Source organism: Streptomyces sp. NPDC012508 (genome assembly GCF_042902595.1).
Lineage (GTDB): Bacteria > Actinomycetota > Actinomycetes > Streptomycetales > Streptomycetaceae > Streptomyces.
On record NZ_JBIBEO010000002.1, the window covers coordinates 764,244 to 784,519 of the forward strand.

Annotated in this window: 16 protein-coding genes and 1 pseudogene; 13 read left to right on the plus strand and 4 right to left on the minus strand. The window is 74.9% G+C overall.

What is annotated here, in order from left to right; genetic code table 11:
• Nucleotides 1-70: 70 nt before the first annotated feature.
• The 4 genes from ACFY8U_RS09545 (at nucleotide 71) to ACFY8U_RS09560 (ending at nucleotide 3,121) form a co-directional block, all read left to right on the plus strand.
• Nucleotides 71-538 (plus strand): MarR family winged helix-turn-helix transcriptional regulator, encoded by a 468-nt coding sequence (locus ACFY8U_RS09545; RefSeq protein ID WP_389567860.1) that lies wholly within the window; start codon nucleotides 71-73, stop codon nucleotides 536-538.
• A gap of 274 nt (nucleotides 539-812) precedes the next feature.
• Nucleotides 813-1,556 carry a transporter substrate-binding domain-containing protein gene (locus ACFY8U_RS09550; RefSeq protein ID WP_389567862.1) on the plus strand — a complete coding sequence of 248 codons (744 nt, stop codon included), beginning with the start codon at nucleotides 813-815 and terminating at the stop codon, nucleotides 1,554-1,556.
• A gap of 116 nt (nucleotides 1,557-1,672) precedes the next feature.
• Entirely contained in the window at nucleotides 1,673-1,858 is a 186-nt protein-coding gene (locus ACFY8U_RS09555) for a DUF1272 domain-containing protein (RefSeq protein ID WP_361602577.1), read from the plus strand.
• Nucleotides 1,859-2,023: 165 nt separating this feature from the next.
• A complete protein-coding gene (locus ACFY8U_RS09560; RefSeq protein WP_389567865.1) occupies nucleotides 2,024-3,121 on the plus strand; it encodes a hypothetical protein in 1,098 nt (365 codons plus the stop codon).
• Nucleotides 3,122-3,207: 86 nt separating this feature from the next.
• Here the strand turns inward: ACFY8U_RS09560 and ACFY8U_RS09565 are convergent, their stop codons facing one another.
• From ACFY8U_RS09565 to ACFY8U_RS09580, 4 genes are all read right to left on the minus strand, one after another.
• Nucleotides 3,208-5,343, minus strand: a complete 2,136-nt coding sequence (locus ACFY8U_RS09565) for a SpoIIE family protein phosphatase (RefSeq protein ID WP_389567868.1) — start codon at nucleotides 5,341-5,343, stop codon at nucleotides 3,208-3,210.
• 772 nt (nucleotides 5,344-6,115) lie between these two features.
• On the minus strand, nucleotides 6,116-6,586 hold the full coding sequence (yidD, locus tag ACFY8U_RS09570) for a membrane protein insertion efficiency factor YidD (protein ID WP_389567871.1): 471 nt from the start codon (nucleotides 6,584-6,586) through the stop codon (nucleotides 6,116-6,118).
• Between the two features lie 95 nt (nucleotides 6,587-6,681).
• Nucleotides 6,682-8,775 (minus strand): elongation factor G, encoded by a 2,094-nt coding sequence (gene fusA, locus ACFY8U_RS09575; RefSeq protein WP_389567874.1) that lies wholly within the window; start codon nucleotides 8,773-8,775, stop codon nucleotides 6,682-6,684.
• A 474-nt stretch (nucleotides 8,776-9,249) separates the two neighbouring features.
• The gene (locus tag ACFY8U_RS09580) at nucleotides 9,250-10,314 is read right to left on the minus strand and encodes an enoyl-CoA hydratase/isomerase family protein (protein ID WP_389567877.1); all 1,065 of its coding nucleotides are present in this window, start codon (nucleotides 10,312-10,314) and stop codon (nucleotides 9,250-9,252) included.
• 280 nt (nucleotides 10,315-10,594) lie between these two features.
• On the opposite strand from ACFY8U_RS09580, the gene ACFY8U_RS09585 reads away from it, so the two are divergent.
• The 9 genes and pseudogenes from ACFY8U_RS09585 (at nucleotide 10,595) to ACFY8U_RS09625 (ending at nucleotide 20,267) form a co-directional block, all read left to right on the plus strand.
• A complete protein-coding gene (locus tag ACFY8U_RS09585; protein WP_389567879.1) occupies nucleotides 10,595-11,623 on the plus strand; it encodes a 3-oxoacyl-ACP synthase III family protein in 1,029 nt (342 codons plus the stop codon).
• Complete coding sequence (locus ACFY8U_RS09590; protein ID WP_389567882.1) at nucleotides 11,620-12,363, plus strand: glycosyltransferase; 744 nt, start codon at nucleotides 11,620-11,622, stop codon at nucleotides 12,361-12,363. Before ACFY8U_RS09585 ends, ACFY8U_RS09590 begins: the two co-directional genes overlap by 4 nt.
• Nucleotides 12,363-13,844: a class I adenylate-forming enzyme family protein gene (locus ACFY8U_RS09595; RefSeq protein WP_389567885.1), complete on the plus strand. Its 1,482-nt coding sequence runs from the start codon at nucleotides 12,363-12,365 to the stop codon at nucleotides 13,842-13,844. Before ACFY8U_RS09590 ends, ACFY8U_RS09595 begins: the two co-directional genes overlap by 1 nt.
• 422 nt (nucleotides 13,845-14,266) lie before the next feature.
• Entirely contained in the window at nucleotides 14,267-15,388 is a 1,122-nt protein-coding gene (locus tag ACFY8U_RS09600; RefSeq protein ID WP_389567887.1) for a cytochrome P450, read from the plus strand.
• Nucleotides 15,385-16,293, plus strand: coding sequence for an NAD-dependent epimerase/dehydratase family protein (locus ACFY8U_RS09605; protein ID WP_389567890.1), 909 nt, complete (start codon nucleotides 15,385-15,387; stop codon nucleotides 16,291-16,293). The genes ACFY8U_RS09600 and ACFY8U_RS09605 overlap by 4 nt, the downstream gene beginning before the upstream one ends.
• A gap of 197 nt (nucleotides 16,294-16,490) precedes the next feature.
• Complete coding sequence (locus ACFY8U_RS09610) at nucleotides 16,491-17,633, plus strand: PP2C family protein-serine/threonine phosphatase (protein ID WP_389567892.1); 1,143 nt, start codon at nucleotides 16,491-16,493, stop codon at nucleotides 17,631-17,633.
• Between the two features lie 108 nt (nucleotides 17,634-17,741).
• Nucleotides 17,742-19,169, plus strand: coding sequence for an FAD-dependent oxidoreductase (locus ACFY8U_RS09615; RefSeq protein ID WP_389567895.1), 1,428 nt, complete (start codon nucleotides 17,742-17,744; stop codon nucleotides 19,167-19,169).
• Nucleotides 19,166-19,405 (plus strand): hypothetical protein, encoded by a 240-nt coding sequence (locus ACFY8U_RS09620; protein ID WP_389567897.1) that lies wholly within the window; start codon nucleotides 19,166-19,168, stop codon nucleotides 19,403-19,405. Before ACFY8U_RS09615 ends, ACFY8U_RS09620 begins: the two co-directional genes overlap by 4 nt.
• A 121-nt stretch (nucleotides 19,406-19,526) precedes the next feature.
• Nucleotides 19,527-20,267 (plus strand): annotated as a pseudogene (locus ACFY8U_RS09625) (GntR family transcriptional regulator).
• The last annotated feature ends 9 nt before the right edge of the window (nucleotides 20,268-20,276 follow it).

Below are 20,276 nucleotides of genomic sequence, written 5' to 3' on the forward strand. Positions count from 1 at the left end.
TCCCTGTACGATGCAATACGAGCGTCCGGTGGGTGACCGGGCACGACGCGGGGTTGGGAGGATGGGGCCCATGGAAAAGCCCACGCACCTGATCGAGTTCGAGACCATGCTCGTCGGGCGGCACTCGCATCTGTTCAATCCCCGGGCGCGCGGCGCCGACGGGCGGCTCGACCGGAGCGCCTACGTGCTGCTCAGCCGCATCGAGATCGACGGACCGCTGTCCATCGGGCAGCTCAGCGAGGCCTTCGGCCTGGACGCCTCCACGCTCCACCGGCAGACCACCGCGATGCTGAAGGCCGGGGTCGTCGAACGTATCCCGGACCCCGAGGGCGGCATCGCGCGCAAGTTCAGCATCACCGAAGAGGGGCGACGGCGGCTCGAGGCGGACCGCGCGGCGAACGTCCACGGCCTGGAACGGGTCCTGGAGAACTGGACGGCCGACGAGGTCGCCGGCTTCGCCGCGTACCTCCGGCGCTTCAACACCGACATCGAGCGCCTGGAGGGACGCCCCTGGCCGCGCCCCCGCGCGCGCGACTGACCCCGCGACCGGACTCTCGGCGACCGCGGTCCGGCCGTAGGACCGACCCCGGTCGGCCGAGGGCCCGGTAGCCGGAGCGACGGCGGGACCGACCGCCGGGTCGACCCCGCGACCGATCTGTGGGACCGACCGTGCGGCCGATCCCGCGACCGTCTTCAGGACCGACCGCCGGGTCGACCCGTGGGCCGCCCGGTGGTGTCCGACCGCCGGACCCACCCCGCGACCGGGCCCTTGGGACCGTCGGCCCCGGGACCCCTGTCCTAGACTCCGGCGCATGACCCTTGCGACCGCGGACATCGCCCGGGATCTCGCGCCGACCGGCGTCCTGCGGGCCTCGATCAACCTGGGCAATCCGGTCCTGGCGCACGGCACGCCCGAGGCCCCCGGCGGGGTCACCGTCGACATCGCCCGGGAGATCGGCGCGCGCCTCGGCGTGCCCGTCGAGCTCGTCTGCTTCGACGCGGCCCGTAAGTCGTACGAGGCGATGACCACGGGCCGCGCGGACCTCTGCTTCCTCGCCGTCGAGCCGGCCCGCGAGGCCGAGGTCGCCTTCACCTCCCCGTACGTCGTGATCGAGGGGGTGTACGCCGTGCCCGCGGACTCCGGGCTCGCGACGCCCGCCGACGTCGACCGCGAGGGCGTACGGATCGGCGTGAAGCGCGGGTCCGCGTACGACCTCTACCTCACGCGCACGCTCCGGTACGCGACCGTCGTACGCGGGGAGGAGGGCGTCGACACCTTCCGTACGGAGGGCCTCGAGGCCGGGGCCGGGATCCGGCAGCCGATGACCGCGTTCGTCGCCGCGCATCCCGACGTCCGGCTGATCGAGGGCCGGTTCATGGAGATCCGGCAGGCCGTCGGCACGACTCCGGCGCGGCGCCCCGAAACGGTGCGCTTCCTCACCGATCTCGTCGAGGAGCTGAAGGCCGGCGGATTCGTCGCCGAGGCGCTGCGGCGCGCGAACCAGTCCCCCGCCCTGGTGGCCCCGCCGCGGGACGACGCGACCCGATCATGTTGATCTTTGGCCCTTGCCGCGCTGTCGGTCGGGCCGCCCGGACGACAGAGTGAGGTGACCGCGAGCCCGGGCACAGCCACCCCGCCCGGTGGACGTCCGGCACACACCGAGGGAGAACCATGGCTCTGGAGATGCGTGAGACGTGCGAGCGCTGCACGGCGGCGGCGCTGCCGCAGGACGCGCCCGCCCGCATCTGTTCGTACGAGTGCACCTACTGCGTTCCCTGCGCCGACGCGATGGACGACGTCTGCCCCAACTGCGGTGGCGAACTGACCCCGCGGCCGCGCCGGGCGGTCACCGCCTAACAGCGGGGTAGGGGCGCCGGGGTCGCAGCGCGACGGCTGGCACGGCGGCCGGTGGTCTCCGCCTGACGGCGGGGTGCGGCGCCCAGCAGTCCCCGGCCTCGTGTCGGCGGGCGCGGCTCGGGTAGCCGCCCGGGTGGTAGTGCCGTCCCTCCCCGGGAGGAAGCCGTGAAACTGCACTTCCTCGAACCGCTCTACGCCCGTCCCGGACCGATCGTCTCCGTCTGCCTCGACACCTCGCGCGACGGGGACGACCCGGACCGCGCGATCGAGCTGCGTCTGCGCAACGTCCGGGAGAGCCTGCGCTCCCAGGGCGCCGACGACGCCACGATCGACGCGCTCGCGCGTGCGGCCGGATCGGACCGGGACGTCGCGGGGCCGCACGGCCAGGCGCTGTTCGCCGCTCAGGGCGCCCTGGTTCTCGCGGAACGGCTGCCCGAACCGCCCGCCCTGAGCAGCGCCCGGTACGGGATGCTGCCGGATGTACTCCCCCTCGCGCTCCAGCACGCCCCGGCTTTCCCCTACGCGGCCGTCCTCCTCCACCGTGTGCACACCCACGAGCCCGGTGGCGGCGAGGACGAGGTGGAGCTGGACCACGAGACCGGCCACTGGCCGGCGAGCCGGGTCGCGCCCGGCCCCCGCGTCCACCGCCGGATCCCGGCCGAGGGCTGGCCGAAGGAGGCCGAACAACTGCTCGCCGAGCTGGTGGACGGGGTGGAGGGCGAGGGTACGGAGGCGATCGTGCTGGCCGGTGATCCGTCGACCGTGAACAGCCTGATCAGAGCCGCCCCGCGCAAGCTGCGGGACCTGTTCGTGAAGCTCAAGGACGGCCATCCCCGTCGCCCGGAGCCGGGGCGGGCGCTCCTGGAGGCCGAACTCGCGGGCCTGTTCGCTGGGCGGCTGCCCGCGCACGACCGGCACCAGCTGGACACGTACCTCGGTCAGCGGGCGCGTCACCCGGAGTACGTGGAGGGGATCGACGCGTCCGTCGCAGCCCTGCAGCGCGGGCAGGTGCGGGCGCTGATCCTCGACCGTCCGGTACGGCACACCCGGCATCTGTGGGTCGGCTGGGCACCCAGCCATCTCGCACTGTCCAGCGAGGAGTTGAGCGCGTTCGGGCTGCGCTTCACCTGGGAGGAACCGGCGGCGGGCGCCGCGCTGATCCGCGCGGCGGCCGGGACTCAGGCCGAGCTGATCGTCGTACCCGAGGACGAGCTGCCGATCACGGACGGGGTGGCGGTCCTGCTGCGCTACACCGAGGTGTGAGCTACACCGAGGCCTGACCTGCACCGGGGTACGAGCTACACCGAGGCCGGACCTGCGCCGGGGGCCGAGCTACCCCGAGGTCTGAGCTACACCGAGGTCCGACCCTCTGTGTCCGAAATCCTCAGCACGAGCAGGGCGATGTCGTCCGTACGCCGGGAGGCGGGGCGGACGCGCGCCAGGAGGGTGTCGATGAGCCCGCTCAGGTCCCGGTCGTCGGCGGCGGAGAGATGACCGGCGAGAGCGGCGAGGGAGTCGTCGAGGTCGGTTCCCGGTGTCTCGACGAGTCCGTCGGTGTAGAGCAGGAGCAACTGCCCGGCGACCAGGGGGATTTCGGTGACCGGATACACGGCCTCCGGGTCGATGCCGAGCAGCGGGCCCGGTGACACGTCCACCGGCGCGGTCCGGCCGTCGGGGTGGCGCAGGAGGGGCGGCGGATGGCCCGCCCCGGCGAGGCACACCCGTCGGCGGGCGAAGTCGACGTGGACGTACAGGCAGCTGGTGAGCAGGCCGGGGTCGAGGTCGACGAGCAGCCGGTTGGTGGCCGAGAGGACCTGGTCGGGCGCCCCGCCGAGCGTCGCGTGCGCGTGGACTCCGGTGCGGACCTGGCCCATCAGCGCGGCGGCGGCGACGTTGTGGCCCTGGACGTCGCCGATGACAGCCGCGGCGGCGGTGTCGCCGAGCCGGATCAGGTCGTAGAAGTCGCCGCCGATGTCCATGCCGCGGGTGGCGGGCAGATAGCGGGCGGCGACGTCCAGTCCGGGCACGGTGGGGAGGCTGTGGGGCAGGAGGGCCTGCTGGAGGCCGTGGGCCAGCTGCTTCGTCGTGTCGTAGAGCCGGGCCCGGTCGAGGGCCTGCGCGATGAGGCCGGCGAGCGAGGTCATGACGGCGCGTTCCTCGCGCGGGAACGTGTGGGGGCGGTCGTAGGACAGCAGACAGAGGCCGACGGACCGGCCGGAGATGATCAGGGGCAGGAAGGCCCAGGCCTGTTTGTCGCTGCCAGGGAGCCCTTCGGGGTAGATCCGCCGCATCTCCTCCGGGTCGGCGAAGAACGAGGGGATTCCGCTGGCGAGCGCCTGTCCGGCGGGGGTGAAGGCGGTGCCGAGCGGCTGCCCGTCGAACCGTGCGACGAACTCGGCGGGGTAGCCGCGGTGCCCGGTGATCCGCAGGCGGCCGGAGTCGACCGAGGACAGGATCAGGCCCTGGGCGCCGAAGGCGGGCACGATCTGGTCGGCGACCAGATCGACGACGTCCTGCACCCCGACGACCTCGGTGAGGGCGGCGGCCAGATGCATCAGCTGGTAGAGCTGCCCCGCGCGGGCGGGGGCGGACGAGCTCGGCGCGCTCCCGGGAGCGGGGACGGGCGGGGGTGGGGCGCCGGTGGCGACGATACGGACGCTGACGCCGCCGGCGTCGGGGTAGAGATGGAAGTCCAGCCAGGTGTCGGGCGGGCGGCAGGCCGTGAAGGAGACGGGTTCGCGGCTGATCACGGCCGCCCGGTAGCGGTCCTCGTAGGTGGGGTCGTCGAGCCAGGGCAGCGAGACCCAGGGCAGCGTGCCGAGCAGGCTGGAGGCGTCGCGGCCGAGGAGTTCGGCGCCGCCCGAGCTGAGGAAGGTGATGTTCCCTTCCAGGTCGAGCGCGCAGCTGCCGCCGGGCAGGCGCTCGGCGAAGTCGGCGGCCACCTGGGCCGGGGTGGTGGGCCGGCGGACGGTGTCGAGCGGTACTTCGCGGGGCTGGTCGTCGGGGAGGTAGGGCTGTCCGGACGCGGCTGCCTCGTCCATGAGGCGCGCCAGCCGGCGGCAGCACGAGAAGACGTGACCGTGCTCCCGCCGGGTCAGCCGCGGCGGGCGGGTGGCGGGCCACAGCAGGAGGAGCGTGCCCCAGCGCCGGGCGCCGGTGATCGGTGCGGCGGCGAGGGCGAGCGGGTACGGGAGGGCCATCGCGGTCCGGGGATAGGAGCGGGCCATCTCCTGCTGGCTGCCGACCCAGACCAAGCGGTCCTCGCGTGCGGCGTCGGCCACCGGGGCGGGGGCGGCCAGCGGCACCCTCGCCCAGGGAGCGGCGAACTCCGCGGGGGCACCGCAGAGGGCGTCCAGGCACAGGACCTGGGGGTCGGCGCCGATGAGGTAGACGCCGCCGATGGAGGCCCCGGTACGGCGGACCGTCCCCGTGAGGGCGGCGTCCACCGCTCCGGCGCCTCGGGCCGGCCCGACCGTGCTGGTCACAGGCACCTCCAGCGTCGCAGCCCCCATTATCCCGCGCCCCCCGCATCCGGCTCGCGGCACCGGCCGCGGGTGCAGGGTTCGCGGCACCGGCCGCGGGGTACGCGGCACCTGGCCGCGGGCGCAGGACGCGGCACCGGCCCGCAGGGCGGGGTTCGCGGCACAGGCCCCGGGCGGAGGACGCGGCACCGGCCGCGGAACAAGGTACGCAGCTCAGGCCACAAGGCGGGGTCCCGGGGCGGAGGATGCGGCACCGTCCCCGCGGCCCAGGAGTCCAGAGCCGCGGAGGGCGCCGACGGCACCTACTCCTTGCCGCGCTTGCCCCATGTCCATCGCCTCGTTCGCCGGCCCGCAGGGCCGGGGAACGGCTGGCCAGGGGACGGCTGGCAGGCGTACGCCGGGCTGGCGTACGCGGAGCCCGCCCGCAGGGCCGGGGACCGAGGGTCGCCGGGCCAGGGCAACCACGGGCAGGGGTACGCCGTGCCCGCCCGCAGGGCCGGGCGCCGGGGGACGCCGGGCCAGGGAGCCGGGGAGCCGAGGACGTCGGCCGGGGAACTTTGGGGCAGGGGAGCCAAGTCACGGGACGCCGGGCCAGGGGACGAGAGGCCGGACGCGATGCCCCGCCCGCTGGCCATGGACGCGACGCCGGTACGCAGTGCCCGCCCGCAGGCCGGGGACGACAGCCGGGGTACGGGGGGGACCGCCCGCCAGGCCGGGGACGACAGCCGGGGGTACGCGGGGACCGCACGCCGGGCCGGGGGCGCGGGGTCACGGGCTAGGCCCCGGGGCGCCGGGCCACGGGCTCGGCCTCGGCCTCGGGGGTCAGTCCGGGACGGGGTCTGTGAAGTCTCGGCGGCGGGCGGCAGCGGAGCAGCCGCGTCAGCGTGAGTCGCCCGCCGCGCAGCGCGCCGTGGCGGTGCAGTGCCTTCACGGCGTACGTGGAGCAGCTCGGCGTGTACGGGCAGCACGGCGGGCGGGTCGGGCTGATCTCTTCCCGGTAGTACTGGACGCCCGCGTGCAGCGCTCCGGCCACCCGCCCCTTCGGCCGTCCGGCCGTCGGGCGCCGGCCGGACGAGGGGCGCAGCAGCGCCGCGAACAAGGTCGGCAGCAGCACCAGCGCCATCTGCGGGCAGTGCGTCGCGCACCAGGCGGTGCAGTGGTCGAGCGCCCCTGCGCAGCAGCCCTCTTCCCCGTCCTCGCGCCGCTGCCTCCGACGCGACCGCGCGGAGCCCCTCGATGACGTCATTTCGCCCCCTCCGTTCGTCCACATGATCATATGTGCGGCGCGCCGGGCAGCCGGAACGGGCCCGCCCCTCGTCGGGGCGGGCCCGCCCGGTGCCGCTAGCGGGTCGTGCCGAGCACCGTGGCCGTCATGCCGGCCGGGACGGGGGCGTATCCCGTGGGCCGGGTGGTGAACGTGCCCCGGCCCTGCGTGCGGCTGCGCAGACGGGACGCGTAGCCGAACAGCTCGGCCAGCGGCACCGTCGCCGTGAGGACCGCCGTCCCGGCGCGCGCGGTCGAGCCGGAGACCCGGCCCCGGCGTGCCGCGAGGTCACCGAGCACTCCGCCCACGGCGCTGTCCGGCGCCGTCACCGTGACCTCGACCACCGGCTCCAGGAGCGTCATCGCACTGGCGCGCAGAGCCTCGCGGAGCGCGAAGCGGCCCGCCGTACGGAACGCCATCTCCGAGGAGTCCTTGGAGTGGGTGGCGCCGTCCGTCAGCGTCACCCGCAGGCCGGTGACCGGATGGCCGCCCAGGGGGCCCTCGGCGAGGGCGTCCCGGCAGCCGGCCTCGACCGCGCGGACGTACTCCTGCGGCACGCGGCCGCCGGTGACCGTGGACGAGAAGGCGAACTCCCCCGTGCCCGGTTCCTCGGCGTCGAGCGGTTCGACGTCGAGGACGACATGGGCGAACTGCCCCGCACCACCGTCCTGTTTGACGTGCCGGTGGACCAGCCCGGAGACTCCGCGGACGACCGTCTCCCGGTAGGCCACCTGCGGTCTGCCGACGGCGATCTCCAGGCCCTGGGCCCGGCGGATCTTCTCCACGGCCACCTCCAGATGGAGTTCACCCATGCCCGAGAGCACGGTCTGACCGGTCTCGGGGTCGGTCCTGACGGTCAGTGAGGGGTCCTCTTCGACGAGCCGTGCCAGTGCCGTCGCCAGCCGGTCGGTGTCCAGGCTCCGGCGCGCCTCGACCGCGACGGAGACGACGGGGTCGGCCACCGTGGGCGGTTCGAGGAGCAGCGGGGCGGAGGGCGCGCAGAGCGTCGCGCCCGCGCGGGCCTCCTTCACGCCGACGACCGCGACGATGTCCCCGGCGACGGCCCGGTCCACCTCGGTGTTCCGGTCGGCCTGCACGCGCAGGATCCGGCCGATCCGCTCCGTGCGCCGGGCTGCCACGTCGAGCACGACGTCCCCCTTTCCGATGGTCCCCGCGTAGACGCGGAGGTAGGTGAGCCGCCCGGTGGCGGTCGAGTTGACCTTGAAGACGAGCGCGGCGAAGGGTTCCTCCGGGTCCGCGGCCCGCTCCTGCTCCACGCCGTCCGCCGTGCCGCCCACGGGCGGTACGTCGAGAGGCGAGGGCAGGTAGGAGACGACGGCGTCGAGCAGCGGCTCCGTCCCGCGGTTGCGGTACGCCGAGCCGCACAGCACGACCACGGCGTCCCCGGTCCGCGTCAGGTCGCGCAGCGCGGACGTGAGCGTGTCCGCGCCGAGCGAGGACGCGGCGCAGAACTCCTCGAGCGCCGCCGCGTGGAGCTCCGCCACCGCCTCCTCGAGCGCGCGGCGCCTGCGCCACGCCTCCTCCGCGAGTGCCTCGGGCACGGGGCCCTCGGTGTACGTGTCGGCGCCGGCGGCCCAGACCAGGGCGCGCATGCGCAAGAGGTCCACCACTCCGGTGAACGTGTCCTCGCGGCCGATGGGCAGCTGGACGACGAGCGGCACCGTGTGGAGTCGGTCCCGGATCGACGCCACGGCCGAGTCGAGGTCGGCGCCCGCGCGGTCGAGCTTGTTGACGAAGGCGATCCGCGGGACGCCGTGCCGGTCGGCCTGGCGCCAGACGGTCTCGCTCTGCGGTTCGACGCCGGCGACGGCGTCGAACACCGCGATCGCCCCGTCGAGGACACGCAGCGAGCGCTCCACCTCGTCGGAGAAGTCGACGTGTCCGGGTGTGTCGATGAGGTTGATCCGGTGGTCGTCCCAGACACAACTGACCGCTGCCGCGAAGATGGTGATGCCACGGTCGCGTTCCTGCGCGTCGAAGTCGGTGACGGTGGTGCCGTCGTGGACCTCGCCGCGCTTGTGGGTGGCGCCGGTGAGGTACAGCATCCGCTCGGTGACGGTGGTCTTGCCGGCGTCGACATGGGCGAGGATGCCCAGGTTGCGGACGCGGTTCAGAGAGGTGGTGAGGTGGCGGGGAAGGTGGGTACGCACGGCCCGGACCTTTCGGTGGGTACGAGAAAGGGCGGCGCGATTCCCGGACGAAGCGGCCCGGAGTCGGGCGTAGCGTTGACCCCCGTCGCACGGCATGGCACGGCACGAGGCGTGCGGCAGGGCGGCCGTCACATCCCGAGGCGCATGAACCTCAAGGTCTCAAGGTCTCAAGGAGCCAAGCTTCATGACCTCAGGGCCTCATGACCTCGAGGCTGGTCGATGCAGGGCATGCCGATCGGGCGGCCCCGAGGCGCATCGGGCGTTACAGGGAGTCAGACGTTCGTCGCGGGCTTCCGGTGGCGGCCGCGCAGCCGGCACCGGGCCGAGGGAGACATCAGGATCACGTCGTACCGGGACCGGGGCACGACGACAGCAGTGCGGCAACGCATGGTCGGGCTCCCCTCATCGGTCGTCGGCGCGCGCCGTGATCTCGGCGGCACGTGCGGCGAGTCTAGGGAAGGAAGCCCGGTCGCGTCACCGGATTTGTCGCGGCTCGCTCGGCTCGGCGAAGTACCGTGCCACGTCGGCCTCCGGCACCTCGGCGAGGGTGGCCGGCGTCCACCGCGGATCGCGGTCCTTGTCGACGACCTGGGCGCGGATGCCCTCGACGAGGTCGGCGGAGGAGAGGGCGGCGCTGGACAGCCCGAACTCCATGTCGAGGACGGCCTCCAGGGAGCCCAGGGACCGGGCGCGGCGGACGGCGGCAAGGGTGACCTTGAGAGCGGTCGGCGACTTGGTGAGCAGGAGGGTGGCGGTCTCCTTGGCCTCGGGGGCGCCGTGGTCGAGGAGCCGGTCGACGATCTCCTCCACGGTGCCGGCCGCGTAGCAGGCGTCGATCCAGTCGCGTGCGGCCGCCAGCCGGCCGGGCGGTGCCGGCCGCGCGAACCGGGGCAGCACCTCGTGCGCGGGCGCACGGGTGAGCTCCGCGGCCAGACGGGGCAGGTCCTCGGACGGTACGAAATGGTCGGCGAGGCCGGTGAGGAGGGCGTCGGCGGCGTCGGCCTGGGCACCGGTCAGGGCGAGATGGGTGCCCAGCTCACCGGGTGCCCGGCCCAGCAGGTGGGTGCCGCCGACGTCGGGGGCGAAGCCGATGCCCGTCTCGGGCATCGCCACACGGGACCGTTCGGTGACCACGCGGACGGAGCCGTGGGCCGAGACGCCGACTCCGCCGCCCATCACGATGCCGTCCATGAAGGCCACGTAGGGCTTGGGGTAGCGGGCGATGTGGGCGTTGAGCCGGTACTCGTCGCGCCAGAAGCCGAGGGTGGCGGTGCCTCCGGTGCGGGCGTCGTCGTAAATGGCGCGGATGTCGCCGCCCGCGCACAGTCCGCGCTCCCCGGCGCCCTGGATGACGACGGTCTCGACGGCCGGATCGTGCTCCCAGGCCGTCAGCGCCTCCTGGATGCGGAGCACCATCGGGTGGGTGAGCGCGTTGATGGCCCGGGGGCGGTTCAGGGTGAGGAACCCGGCCCGTCCTTCGGTGCGTACCAGAACGTGCGGAGCGTCTGCCTCCGTGGAGCCGGGGGTGTCCGCCGTCATCGTCGGGGCTCCGTCGGGCCGGGGGCCTGAATGAGTCGCATGTTCCCGTCACCTTCCGCCGAACGATCTTCCGACCACCGTATCGGCAGGGCACGCGAGGCCTCACCCCCTCCCCTCGCCCGGCCCCGTGCGGGACCGCCGCCGTCGGCACGCCGGTGGGGCGGTGTCGTTCCCGTCCTGTCGGACCCGAGGGCCCCACCCAGGAACGAGGGCTTTCCCTCAGGGAGGTTGAGTACGGACACTCAGGTCCGTGGCTTCCTTCCTTCGTAGCCTCCGTCGTATGAACAGTCATCAGGCCGTCGCGGACGGCCCCCTCCGTATCGGGATCACCGGGGTCGGCGCGTGTCTGCCCGATCGGGTCATGGATTCGGAGCGGCTGCGGCGCCGGGTCGAGGCCGGCAGTGGGATGGCGTTGCCCGCCGGGGTGTTCGAGCGGGCCACCGGGATCGTGACCCGGCGCGTCGTGGGGCCGGGCGAGTACGCCTCCACTCTGGCGGTGGGGGCCGCCCGGCAGGCCCTCGCGCGGGCCGGGGCCGAGCCTCAGGACATCGATCTGCTGGTGTTCGCCTCCGCCACGCGCGACATGGTGGAACCCGCCACCGCGCACATCGTGCAGGCCGAGCTGGGTTCCCGGGCCCACGCGCTGGACGTCACCAACGCCTGCAACAGCTTCGTCAACGGCATCGACCTGGCCCGGAGCATGATCCTGGCCGGTCGGGCCCGGCGGGCCCTCGTCGTCACCGGGGAGACGCCGAGCCGTGCCGTCCGCCACGACCCCGCGGACCTGGCCCAGTTCCGGGACGGGTTCGCCGGCTACACCTTCGGTGACGCGGGTGCCGCGGTGGTCCTGGAGGCGGTGGACCGCGGCGGGATCCTCGACGTGGACACCGAGACGCACTCCGAGCACTGGCCGGTGGGCGGAATATTCGGCGGCGGTTCGCGCCATCCGCGCGGCGACGAGCACACGTACTTCCGGGGCGACGGCAGCGAGCTGCGCGAGGTGTTCGAGAAGGTGGGCACGTCGGTGATCGACCGGGTGCTGCACCGTACGGGCCTCGAGTGGCGCCACTTCCGGTACGTCCTGGTCCATCAGGTCACCGTGCCGTACCTGCAGCGGTTCGTGGAGATCACCGGCGTTCCGGAGGACCGGCTCGTCGTCACCGTCCCCGAGCTCGGCAACGTCGCGAGCGCGACGCTGGGGGTCCAGCTCGACCGTGTCCACGACGGCTTGCGCCCCGGTGACCGCGTGCTGCTCGTCGGCCTCGGCGGTGGCGTCAGCATCATGACGATGGTCTGGGAGAAGGCGTGAACGACGCACTGTGGGTCGTGGTGCCCGCGCATCAGGAGGCGGCACGCATCGGCGACACCCTGGAGGCGCTCGCCGCCCAGGCGGACCGGGACTTCCAGCTTGTCGTGGTGGACAACGCGTCCGAGGACGACACCGCGGCGATCGCCCGCGCGTTCGCGGAGCGTGCGCCGTTCCCCGTCCATGTGCTCGACGAGCGCGACAAGGGCGTGGGCTGCGCCGTGGACACCGGATTCCGGTACGCGATCGGCCACGGGGCCGCGCTGCTGGCCCGCACGGACGCCGACTGCCTTCCGCACCCCGGCTGGACGGCGGCGGCCCGGGCCGCGCTGCGCGGGGGCGCGGGGCTGGTGTGCGGCCGGATCGACGCCCGCAGGGACGAGCACGGGCCGGTCGGCAGGGCCCTGTTCCGTATGCTCGTCCGCGTCGCCGCGTTCTTCGGCCGGGTACGGCCGGCGCACCGGCGCCGGCACGGATACCTCGCCCCGTACCGGATGCACGCCGGGAACAACATGGCGATCACGGCTCGGCTGTACGAGACCGTGGGCGGGATGCCCCGCCGGCCCTCCCCCACCGACCGGCTCTTCCTGAACCGGGTGCGCCGCAGCACCACCGCCATCGTGCACGCCCGCGACATGGTCGTGGAGAACTCCACCCGGCGCCTGCGCGCGTACGGGATCGTCGGAACCGCCCGCTGGTACCTGGACAGGGGACCCGGGGGGCACGGGGAGGACCCTCGCTGATGCTGGACGCTCTCGCTCACACCCTGCGGTCGGACCCCGGCCGCCCGGCCGTGCTCGGCACGACCCGCTCCGGTGCCGTCCGCACGAAGGCCACCTGCGGGGAGCTCGCCGACCTCGCGGACCGCTACGCGTCCGCGCTGCACGCGCGGGGTCTGCAGCGCGGTGACACGGTGGGGGTCGCGGTACGACCAGGGCCGCGCGCGCTCGCCGTGATGCTCGCCGTCCACCGGCTCGGGCTGCGGGCGGCCGTGCTCGACCCGGGCGCGGGCCCCGATGTCCTGCGGGCCCGCCTCGCGCTGGCCCGCCCCGACATCGTGCTCGCCGACGCGGCCGCGCAGGCGGTCGCCGGCTGGGCGCGGCCGCTCGCCCGCCGGGCCCGGCTCGCGCTGCCGGACCTCGCGGAGCTCGGCGGCCCGGTGGCCACGGTCGGACGCCGACTGCCGGGGTGCGCACCGGTGTTGGAGGCGGTGCCGGGTACGTCGGTCCTGCCGCCTGCGGTGGACGAGGACGGGGACGCGGTGATCGTCTTCACGTCGGGCACGACCTCACGCCCGCGCGCGGTGGTCCACACGCGTGCGTCGCTGGCCGCCGGTATGGCGACGGTGACCGATCTCGTACGTCCGAAGCCGGGGCGTCCCGTGCTCGGCGGTACGTTCTTCGTCCTCGTTCCGTCGCTCGCGAGCGGGGCGCCGGTCGCTCTGCCCGCCCGGTCCCCTGGTGTACTGGCCCGCCAGATGCAGCGACTCGACCCGCAGGCCACCTATCTGACGCCGCCTCAGCTGAGGGCGGTGCTGGCCGTGGACGCGCGGTTCGGCGGGCGGGTGTGGACCGGTTCCGCGCCGGCCAGCGCCGAGCTGCTCACGCGTGTGCGGCGCGCCGGGGCGGACGAGGCGTGGGGCGTGTACGCGCTCACCGAGCTTTTCCCGGCGGCTGCCGTCGAGCAGGCGGAGAAGGCGGCGTTCTCGGGCGACGGCGACCTGGTGGGCGCGCCGCTGCCGGGGGTGACGGCGAGGACCGGGCCGGGCGGCGAGCTGCTGCTGACCGGGCGCGGGGCACGGAACCGCTACCTCGGCGAGGAGCCCGAGCCCTGGGTCCGAACCGGCGACCGGGGGCTGCTCGACGCGCGCGGCCGGATCGTGCTCGCGGGGCGCTGCAAGGACATGGTGCTGAGGAGGGCGGAGAACATCTACCCCGGCCTCTACGAGCCCGCGCTGCACGTGCCCGGGGTCGAACTCGCGCTCCTGGTGGGCGTCCCGGCCGGTGACGGCGACGAGCGGCTGGTCGCCGTCGTCCAGCCCCGCCGTGAGGCCGACCGCGACCGGGTGCGGGCGGCGCTCGCGGGCCCGCTCCGGCGCATGGGTGCGGCCCGCCCGGACGCGCTGCTGCTCGCGGACATCCCGCTGTCCGGCCGCTCGCTGAAGCCGGACCGCGCGGCAACGGCACGCCTGGCGGCCGCGCGTCCGACGGAGCCGGTCCGATGACGGCCGCCCGGGCCGTGGGTACGGGTGCGGAACCGAAGACGGGACGGTGCGCCGCGCCCGGCACCGACGCGCCGGCGTACGCGCGGACCACGACCGAACCGGACGCGAACGCCACCCCGGGCGGGGCGTCGCACAGCCCCTGCCCCGGTACCGACGCGGCTGCGCACGCGCGGACCACGGCCGAACGGGACACGAACGCCACCCCCGGCGGGGCTCCTGGGGGCCCCTGTCCTGGGACCGACTCGGCGGCCCTGCGGGACGCCGCCCGACCGGACGCGAACGCGGCCCCCTGCTGCCCCGGTACCGACGCGCCGGCCTCCACCGCACCGGACACGAACGCCACCCCCGGCGGGGCTCCTGACGGCCCCAGTCCCCGTCGTGACGCGCGGGGCTCGGGAGCCCCCGGTGCCACGCCTGATCGCATGGCCGCTCTGCGGGACGCGCGGCGGCGGGACCGGCAGGTGTACACGCGGTCGCATCCGCTGCTGTTCGCTCTGCTCGCGGCCGTGCGCCGCCGGCCCGTGGCACGGGCCGGCCGGGCGGTTCTGGTGAGCGGCACCGAGGAGTACCGCGAGGCGCTCACCCGCATCCCGCTGGACCGTGCGGCGGCCGGCACCACCGGGGGCGTGGTGCGTGAACTGTCCGGTGGGGGAAGCCTGTTCGACCAGGAGGGGGGCGACCACCGCAACACCCGGCGCGCCGTCGCCGGGGACTTCGGTGCGGCCGGGGTCGAGCGGTTGCGACCCGTGTGGCGGGCCGTGCTCGCCCGCCGCCTCGCCCCGCTCGCCGCCGGGCACCCCGTCGACCTCGTGCCGCTGGCCCGGGAGCTCGCCGGCGCGACCGTACGGGCCCTCCTCGACACCCCCGCCGACCCCTCGGCCCTCGCCGAGGCGGCGGCGGACGCCGCGGCCGCCGCCGTCCGCGACCACCTTCCCGGACCGCGGCTCCCGGGCACCGCCCGCGCGGCGGCGAAGGCCACGGCACGTCTGGAGGCGCTGCTGGCGGACGGATCGGCGACCCCGACCGCGCTGCGCGCCATGATCGCGGTCGCGGCCGTCAACACCACCGTCGCCGCGGTGCCGCGGGCCTCCGCGTGGTGTGCCGACGGCGGTCTGTGGGAGCAGGCCGCCGACGACCGGCTGCGGCCCGCTCTCGTCGACGAACTGCTCCGCGTCACCGCGCCGTCCCCGCTGCTGCCGCGCGTGGCGGCCGCCGACGCCGTGCTCGGCGGGTGTCCGGTGAAGGCCGGGGACCGGCTCGTGCTCGTGGCGCGGCATGCCGTGGGGGCCGACCGCGAACCGCCGGACGCCCACCGCCCCGCCCCGCCCGCCGTCGCACGGCTCGTCTTCGGTGCCGGTCCGCACGCCTGCCCCGGCGCGCGGCTCGCCCTGGCGCAGCTCGACGACGTGCTCGCCGCACTCGCCCCGTACCGTCCGACCGTCGTCGCCTCCCGCGTGGACCGGCGCGCCGCGCTGCCCGGCTGGCGCCGGCTGACCGTCCGCGCGACCACCGCCACCCGCCCCCTCACGGAGTCCCCCGCATGATCACGATCGCCGTCACCGGCGCGAGCGGCTTCTGCGGCTCCCATGTCGCCTCCCTCGCCGCCGCCCGTGGGGCCGACGTCCTGTGCGTGGGGCGGCGGCCAGGGCCGGTCGGCCGGCACGTCCCGTGGGACGCCGAGACCACGCTGCCCGATCTCGCCGGGGCCGACCTCGTCGTGCACTGCGCGGCAGCGGTCGGCGACCCCGTGCCCGGTTCGCCGGCCGATGCGACGATGCGGGCCGTGAACGTCGACGGCACGGCCCGGCTCATGGAGGCGGCGGCGGGCCGCCCGGTGGTCTGGGTGAGCAGTGCCAGCGTGTACGAGCCCGGTCCCGGCCGTGACCGGATCACCGAGGACCATCCCGTGCGCGGCCAGCTGAACGCCTACGGCCGTACGAAGGCGGCCGGCGAGGCCCTCGCACTGGCCGCCGGGGCGGTGGTCCTCCGGCCTCGCGCGGTCTACGGCCCCGGCGACCCGCACCTCGTGCCGCGGCTCCTCGCGCGCGTGCGGGCCGGCCGGGTGCTGCTGCCCGGCCCCGACGTCGTCCTGAGCCTGACGGCCGTCGAGAACCTCGCCGACGCGTGCCTGGGCGCCGCCGGCTGGGGCCCGGGCGCGTACAACATCGCCGACCCCGTGCCGTACCGCCGCGACGAGGCGATCAGGACCGTCCTGCGGGCCCACGATGTCCGCGCCCGGGTCCACCACCTTCCTCTGCCGCTGGCCCGCGGCGCGGCGGCGGCGGCCGAGGCCGTGGCGCGCCTTCGCCCGGGCGCCGAGCCGCCGCTGACCCGGTACGCCGTCGATCAGCTCGCCCACCGGGTCGTCCTGGACGTCTCCAAGGCGGAGGGCCGTGGCTGGCGGGCCGTCCGCAGCCTCACCGACTACGCGACGGCGCGCCGGACCTGACCGACCGAGCCGGTGGCGGTGTCGGGCCGGAGGCCGGAGGTAGGGGGCCGGGGGGCCTGTGCAGGAGGTGGCGCACGGTGCGTACGGACGCTCCCTCGCCGAGCGATTCGGCGGCGGCACCAGCGCAGGCGCGCCGCGCGCCGCGCCGTGGAGCCCGGCAACAGGACATGCCCCATCACCTGATGTATGCCTTTCACATGGATGCCCGCCGGCGCTACCCCTCACCCCGCCTCTCACGGCGCGGCGGCCGGCTGCTGCTCACCGCCTCGTTCGCGCTGATCGCCGTGGTGACCGTGGTGGACATCCTGGCTCCTCCCGAGGTCCATCTGGGACCGTTCCTGATCGCCGCGCCGGCGGTGACGGCCTCGTTCGCGGGGCCGCGCATGACGGCGTTCGTGGGCGCCGTCGCGGTCCTCGCGCAGGCGGTGGTGGCGATCGCGCGGACGAGCCTGACGGACCTCAACCACACCTACCAGATCGTGGCGCTGATCCTGATCTCGGTCATCGTCACCTTCTTCGCCTACCTGCGCGAACGCGACGAGAGCCGGGTGTCGCGGCTGCGCTCGATCGCCCAGGCCGCCCAGAGCGTCGTCCTGCGCCCGCTGCCCCACCGCGCGGGCCCCCTCCATATCGCGTCCGTCTACCTCGCGGCCGAGGAGGAGGCGCAGATGGGGGGCGACCTCTACGCGGCCGCCCGTACGGCCACGGGGACCCGGCTGCTGATCGGGGACGCCCGGGGCAAGGGCCTCGACGCGATCAGCGAGGCGTCGCTCGTCCTGGGCGCCTTCCGGGTCACGGCCCGGCGGGAGTCGGAGCTGCCCGCGCTGATCGGGCATCTGGAGGCGGGCGTGGGGTCGGCGGAGGAGCCGGAGACCGCGAAGGAGCCGGGATCCGGCCCCGACGAGCCGGCCGACGACGCCGACGAGGCCTTCGTCACCGCGCTGGTCCTCGACATCCCCGATCAGGAGCCGGTGGTACGGCTGGTGAACTGCGGGCACCCGCCGCCGCTGCTGCTGCGGCACGGGCGGGTCGTCCCCCTCGACACCGCGGACGCGAGCCCACCCCTGGGGCTCGCGGACGTGCTCTCCCCCGACGTCACGGTGGAGACCTTCCCCTTCGACGTGGGCGACGTGCTCCTGCTGTACACCGACGGGGTCATCGAGGCCCGCGACCACTCGCGCGCCTTCTACCCCTTGACGGAGCGTCTCGCGGCCTGGGTCGGGGACGATCCGCCGACCCTGCTCGGCCGGCTGCGGGACGACCTGCGCGTCTACGCGGGCGGCCATCTCGGCGACGACGCGGCGCTCGTCGCGGTCGAGCGCCTCGCCCCGAAGCCGTAGCCTGGTCGTAGTCGTAGCCCCCGGCCGCAGGTCCAGGCCGCGCGTGATCCGGAGCCTGGCGGGCAGACGCGGGCCGACGGTCCCCGCCCCGGCCCGAAGGAGCGCGCGATGCCGGCGGACGTGAGTTTCGGCATGTCGTACTGGATGCATGACACCCCCTCCCCCGATCGTCCGGCCCTCGCCGAGGACCTGACGGCCGATGCCGTCGTCATCGGCGGCGGCATCGCGGGCGTCTGCACCGCGCACGAACTCGTCCGCGCGGGGCGCGAGGTCGTACTCCTGGAGGCCGGCCGGATCGGCGGCGGCGTCACGGGCCACACCACGGGGAAGCTGACCGCCCTGCACGGCCTCACCTACGCCCGGCTCCGCGACACCCACGGCATCCTCGCCGCCGCCCGGTACGCCCGCGCCCAGCAGGAGGCCCTGGAGCACGTCGTCCGGCTCTGCGAGGAGACGGGCATCGACGCCGAGCTGGAGCGCGCCCCCTCCTGCACGTACGTCACGGACGCGCGACGGGCCGAGGAGATCCGCTCCGAGGCGGCTGCCGCCCTGGAGGCGGGTCTCGACACCGCGTACGTGACGGAAACCGAACTCCCCTTCCCGGTGGCCGCGGCGGTACGCCTCGACGACCAGCTCCTCTTCCATCCCCGCCGCTTCCTGCTCGGTCTCGCGGAGGATCTCGTCGCCCGTGGCGGCAGGGTCCACGAGCACACGCGGGTCACCGGGCTGCGGGAGCACGCGGACTGCCGGATCACGACCGAGGCCGGTCACACGGTCCACGCGCGGGACGTCGTCGTGGCGACCCATTTCCCGCTGACCGTGCACAGTTCGCTGCTGACGAGGCTCACGGTGCGGCGCGAGCTCGTGGTGGCGGCCCCGGTGCCCACGGACCAGGCGCCGCACGGCATGTATCTCACGCCGGAGGACCGCACCCGCTCGGTGCGCACCGCGCCGTACGACGACGGCCACCGGCTGCTCATCGTCACCGGCGAGGCCTTCGAACCCGGTACGGATCACACGGGCGAGCGTCTCGAACGGCTCACCGGCTGGGCGCGCCGCATCTTCCCGGGGTTCGGCGAGGCGCGGGAGACGTACCGGTGGGCCGCGCAGGACGTGCGGTCGGCGGACCATCTCCCGTACGTCGGTCATGAGCACCCGGACACGCAGCACGTCTTCGTGGCCACGGGTTTCGGTGGCTGGGGGATGAGCAACGGAGTGATGGCGGGCCGGCTGCTCGCCGCGCATGTGACCGGCGGACCGCGTCCGGACTGGACCGAACTGTTCGACCCGCGCCGGACCCTGCCGCTGCGGGAATTCCCCGACGTGGTCAGGGCGCAGGCCTCGGTGGCGCGCCACTATCTCGTCGCCCGTCCGCCGCGCTGTACCCACATGGGCTGCGAGCTCGGCTTCAACGCCTTGGAGGACACCTGGGAATGCCCCTGCCACGGCTCCCGCTTCGCGGCGTCCGACGGCCGCGTGCTGCAGGGGCCGGCGACCAGCCCCTTGGAGAACCCGGAGCGCAGGAGTGAGCCATGACCGTGCCCGCCGAACCGGACCCCGTCCCCCGCGAGCCCCGACCCGGATCCGACCCCGACCCCACTCCCGAGTCCGACCCCGACCCCAGCCCCGAGTCCGACCCCGACCCCACTCCCGGATCCGACCCCGACCCCGGCAGGCCGGAGCAGCCCGAACCGGCGGAGGAACCACCGGACTCCACACCGCCCGAGGCACCTCCCGGGCGCGAACCCCCGGTACCCGAGCCCCCGGACTAGCGGGCCGCCCTCGGCCCCGACGACCCGTTCCCGAGACGCTTCCTCGTGTGCAATCGTGCGAGGGCGCGGCGCCACTCCCGGCCGCCGGGCGGCGCGTCACATGGACATCGGAGAACGGCACATGGGGCATCTGAAGCAGACCCGGCTGGTCACCACCCGGGAACGCCTGCGCGACCAGGTGGCCCACGCTCTGCGCGCCGCGCTGATCTCCGGCGAGCTGAAGCCGGGCGCGGTGTACTCGGCGCCGGGCCTGGCCGAGGACTTCGGCATCTCCGCGACGCCGGTGCGCGAGGCGATGCCCGACCTCGCCCGTGAGGCTGGTAGAGCCGGTACGCAACAAGGGCTTCCGCGTCACCGAGGTCGACGAGCGCGACCTCGACCAGTACACGGACATCCGTCTGCTGATCGAGGTGCCGACCGTGGGCCGGGTGACACTCACGGCGGGCCGCGAGGAGCTGCGGGCACTGCGTCCCATCGCCGAGGAGATCGTGGCGGCGGCCCGCGCCCATGACCTCATCGGCTACCTGGATCGGACCGCCGATTCCATCTCACCCTGCTCGGCCTGTCGGGCAACGCGCGCCTGGTGGAGACGGTCGGCGACCTGCGCAAGCGCTCCCGGCTGTACGGTCTGACGGCCCTTGACGAGCGCGGCGAGCTGCTGCCGTCCGCCGAGGAGCACCTGGAGCTGCTCGACCTGATGCCGGCGGGCGACGCGAGGGGCGCGGAGGCCTGCATGGTCCGCCATCTCAGCCATGTGCGCTCGCTGTGGGCCCGGGACGACGCGGACCTGCGGGCTCAGGACGACGCCGGTCCGCGGCCGAGGACCGCCACGCCCTTCGGCGGGCCGCGCGACGGACGCTGAGCTCGGGGC